The following is a 4,469-nucleotide window of genomic DNA, read 5'->3' as shown; positions in this document are numbered from 1 at the left end:
GTATAATAAGAATATCATCAATAAAATTGAGTGTTGCTCTGTGGATAACTTGCAGAGTTTATTAAGTATCATTGCAGCAAAGATGAAATCAATGATTTATCAAAAATGATTTAAAGGTGGTTGTAAATAATGTTACAATGTGTGAGAAGCAGTCTAAATTCTTCGTGAAATAGTGATTTTTGAAGCTAATAAAAAACACACGTGGAATTTAGGGACTATTCATGTTGTTGTTATTTCGTATCTTCCAGAATAAGGAATCCCATGGTTAAAAAATCACTGCGCCAGTTCACGCTGATGGCGACGGCAACCGTCACGCTGTTGTTAGGAAGTGTGCCGCTGTATGCGCAAACGGCGGACGTACAGCAAAAACTTGCCGAATTAGAGCGGCAGTCGGGAGGCAGACTGGGTGTGGCATTGATTAACACAGCAGATAATTCGCAAATACTTTATCGTGCTGATGAGCGCTTTGCGATGTGCAGCACCAGTAAAGTGATGGCCGTGGCCGCGGTGCTGAAGAAAAGTGAAAGCGAACCGAATCTGTTAAATCAGCGAGTTGAGATCAAAAAATCTGACCTTGTTAACTATAATCCGATTGCGGAAAAGCACGTCAATGGGACGATGTCACTGGCTGAGCTTAGCGCGGCCGCGCTACAGTACAGCGATAACGTGGCGATGAATAAGCTGATTGCTCACGTTGGCGGCCCGGCTAGCGTCACCGCGTTCGCCCGACAGCTGGGAGACGAAACGTTCCGTCTCGACCGTACCGAGCCGACGTTAAACACCGCCATTCCGGGCGATCCGCGTGATACCACTTCACCTCGGGCAATGGCGCAAACTCTGCGGAATCTGACGCTGGGTAAAGCATTGGGCGACAGCCAACGGGCGCAGCTGGTGACATGGATGAAAGGCAATACCACCGGTGCAGCGAGCATTCAGGCTGGACTGCCTGCTTCCTGGGTTGTGGGGGATAAAACCGGCAGCGGTGGCTATGGCACCACCAACGATATCGCGGTGATCTGGCCAAAAGATCGTGCGCCGCTGATTCTGGTCACTTACTTCACCCAGCCTCAACCTAAGGCAGAAAGCCGTCGCGATGTATTAGCGTCGGCGGCTAAAATCGTCACCGACGGTTTGTAATAGCGGAAACGGAATGGGGAAACTCATTCCGTTTTTGTTTATCGCCTTAGACGGCAAAAGTGCTGTCGCCCACCTGCGCTTGCGCATACCAGGCCATAAGCTCCGTGGTTCCTGGTTCTCCTTCCGCTGGAGCCCAGTGCGCATAGTCATCGGCAGCCACGGGTTGATAGCCACCGTGTTTTACTTCAAAAATTATGCCACCGGTATCCAGCGACAGCACGGCATGCCAGGTTCCTGCGGCCATCTCCAGCACCGTACAGGTTTCCCCCAATATCGCCCGATGGGTGACGGTACCCCGATCGTCAAAATTCAGCACCACGAAACGACCCCTTAATGGCAACAGTAGCTCGAAGGTGTGAGGGTGTCGGTGCGGGCGCACGTAGGTCCCAGGTCATATTCCTTCCGGCGTCCGGCATTTTACCGCCAGACAGCTCGGGATTCGTGATATCACCGTTCTTGCAGAATACGGTCAGAGGGAAAATACCCGCCGTGAGCATGCAGCGCTGATACGTCAGCACTATCAGTATCGTGAATTTGCCTGGCCCTGGACATTTCGCCTTACCCGTCTTTTATATACCCGGAGCTGGATAAGCAACGAACGTCCTGGCCTGCTTTTCGATCTGGCGACAGGGTGGCTTATGCAACATCGTATTATTCTCCCCGGAGCCACTACGCTGACCCGGTTGATTTCAGAGGTAAGGGAAAAGGCGACGTTGCGCCTGTGGAACAAACTGGCACTGATACCGTCAGCCGAACAGCGTTCACAGCTGGAGATGCTGCTGGGGCCAACTGATTGCAGCCGCCTGTCTTTACTGGAATCACTGAAAAAGGGCCCTGTGACCATCAGTGGTCCGGCGTTTAATGAAGCAATTGAACGCTGGAAAACTCTGAACGATTTTGGCCTGCATGCTGAAAACCTGAGTACACTCCCGGCTGTGCGCCTGAAAAATCTCGCACGTTATGCTGGTATGACTTCGGTGTTCAATATTGCCAGGATGTCACCGCAGAAAAGGATGGCGGTTCTGGTTGCCTTTGTCCTTGCATGGGAAACGCTGGCGCTGGATGATGCATTGGACGTTCTGGACGCCATGCTGGCCGTTATCATCCGTGACGCCAGAAAGATTGGGCAGAAAAAACGGCTCCGCTCGCTGAAGGATCTGGATAAATCTGCATTGGCGCTCGCCAGCGCATGTTCGTACCTGCTGAAAGAAGAAACACCGGACGAATCGATTCGTGCTGAGGTGTTCAGCTACATCCCAAGGCAAAAGCTGGCTGAAATCATCACGCTTGTCCGTGAAATTGCCCGGCCCTCAGACGATAATTTTCATGAAGAAATGGTGGAGCAGTACGGGCGCGTTCGTCGTTTCCTGCCCCATCTGCTGAATACCGTTAAATTTTCATCCGCACCTGCCGGGGTTACCACTCTGAATGCCTGTGACTACCTCAGCCGGGAGTTCAGCTCACGGCGGCAGTTTTTTGACGACGCACCAACGGAAATTATCAGTCGGTCATGGAAACGGCTGGTGATTAACAAGGAAAAACATATCACCCGCAGGGGATACACGCTCTGCTTTCTCAGTAAACTGCAGGATAGTCTGAGGCGGAGGGATGTCTACGTTACCGGCAGTAACCGGTGGGGAGATCCTCGTGCAAGATTACTACAGGGTGCTGACTGGCAGGCAAACCGGATTAAGGTTTATCGTTCTTTGGGGCACCCGACAGACCCGCAGGAAGCAATAAAATCTCTGGGTCATCAGCTTGATAGTCGTTACAGACAGGTTGCTGCACGTCTTTGCGAAAATGAGGCTGTCGAACTCGATGTTTCTGGCCCGAAGCCCCGGTTGACAATTTCTCCCCTCGCCAGTCTTGATGAGCCGGACAGTCTGAAACGACTGAGCAAAATGATCAGTGATCTACTCCCTCCGGTGGATTTAACGGAGTTGCTGCTCGAAATTAACGCCCATACCGGATTTGCTGATGAGTTTTTCCATGCTAGTGAAGCCAGTGCCAGAGTTGATGATCTGCCCGTCAGCATCAGCGCCGTGCTGATGGCTGAAGCCTGCAATATCGGTCTGGAACCACTGATCAGATCAAATGTTCCTGCACTGACCCGACACCGGCTGAACTGGACAAAAGCGAACTATCTGCGGGCTGAAACTATCACCAGCGCTAATGCCAGACTGGTTGATTTTCAGGCAACGCTGCCACTGGCACAGATATGGGGTGGAGGAGAAGTGGCATCTGCAGATGGAATGCGCTTTGTTACGCCAGTCAGAACAATCAATGCCGGACCGAACCGCAAATACTTTGGTAATAACAGAGGGATCACCTGGTACAACTTTGTGTCCGATCAGTATTCCGGCTTTCATGGCATCGTTATACCGGGGACGCTGAGGGACTCTATCTTTGTGCTGGAAGGTCTTCTGGAACAGGAGACCGGGCTGAATCCAACCGAAATTATGACCGATACAGCAGGTGCCAGCGAACTTGTCTTTGGCCTTTTCTGGCTGCTGGGATACCAGTTTTCTCCACGCCTGGCTGATGCCGGTGCTTCGGTTTTCTGGCGAATGGACCATGATGCCGACTATGGCGTGCTGAATGATATTGCCAGAGGGCAATCAGATCCCCGAAAAATAGTCCTTCAGTGGGACGAAATGATCCGGACCGCTGGCTCCCTGAAGCTGGGCAAAGTACAGGTTTCAGTGCTGGTCCGTTCATTGCTGAAAAGTGAACGTCCTTCCGGACTGACTCAGGCAATCATTGAAGTGGGGCGCATCAACAAAACGCTGTATCTGCTTAATTATATTGATGATGAAGATTACCGCCGGCGCATTCTGACCCAGCTTAATCGGGGAGAAAGTCGCCATGCCGTTGCCAGAGCCATCTGTCACGGTCAAAAAGGTGAGATAAGAAAACGATATACCGACGGTCAGGAAGATCAACTGGGCACACTGGGGCTGGTCACTAACGCCGTCGTGTTATGGAACACTATTTATATGCAGGCAGCCCTGGATCATCTCCGGGCGCAGGGTGAAACACTGAATGATGAAGATATCGCACGCCTCTCCCCGCTTTGCCACGGACATATCAATATGCTCGGCCATTATTCCTTCACGCTGGCAGAACTGGTGACCAAAGGACATCTGAGACCATTAAAAGAGGCGTCAGAGGCAGAAAACGTTGCTTAACGTGAGTTTTCGTTCCACTGAGCGTCAGACCCCGATAATGCCCGATGACTTTGTCATGCAGCTCCACCGATTTTGAGAACGACAGCGACTTCCGTCCCAGCCGTGCCAGGTGCTGCCTCAGATTCAGGTTATGCCGCTCAATTC

1 protein-coding gene and 3 pseudogenes are annotated in these 4,469 nt (G+C 51.7%); 2 read left to right on the top strand and 2 right to left on the bottom strand.

Going from position 1 to position 4,469, the window contains the following annotated elements; all coding sequences use genetic code 11:
- Positions 1–261: 261 nt before the first annotated feature.
- Complete coding sequence (locus tag ACJHX7_RS25860; protein WP_015387340.1) at positions 262–1,137, top strand: extended-spectrum class A beta-lactamase CTX-M-55; 876 nt, start codon at positions 262–264, stop codon at positions 1,135–1,137.
- A 46-nt stretch (positions 1,138–1,183) separates the two neighbouring features.
- Here ACJHX7_RS25860 and ACJHX7_RS25855 read toward each other — a convergent pair.
- Positions 1,184–1,528: pseudogene (locus tag ACJHX7_RS25855) on the bottom strand (WbuC family cupin fold metalloprotein); the annotation flags it as partial.
- Positions 1,529–1,541: 13 nt separating this feature from the next.
- Between ACJHX7_RS25855 and ACJHX7_RS25850 the strand changes: the two are divergent.
- Positions 1,542–4,292, top strand: a pseudogene (locus ACJHX7_RS25850) (Tn3-like element Tn3 family transposase); the annotation flags it as partial.
- 67 nt (positions 4,293–4,359) lie between these two features.
- Here the strand turns inward: ACJHX7_RS25850 and ACJHX7_RS25845 are convergent.
- Positions 4,360–4,469 (bottom strand): annotated as a pseudogene (locus ACJHX7_RS25845) (IS1 family transposase); the annotation flags it as partial.

The organism is Escherichia sp. WS1451 (assembly GCF_046487365.1).
GTDB classification, from domain to species: Bacteria; Pseudomonadota; Gammaproteobacteria; order Enterobacterales; family Enterobacteriaceae; genus Escherichia; species Escherichia coli.
Note: the sequence above shows the minus strand (reverse complement) of the source record. Positions and strands in the feature narration are given on the sequence as shown.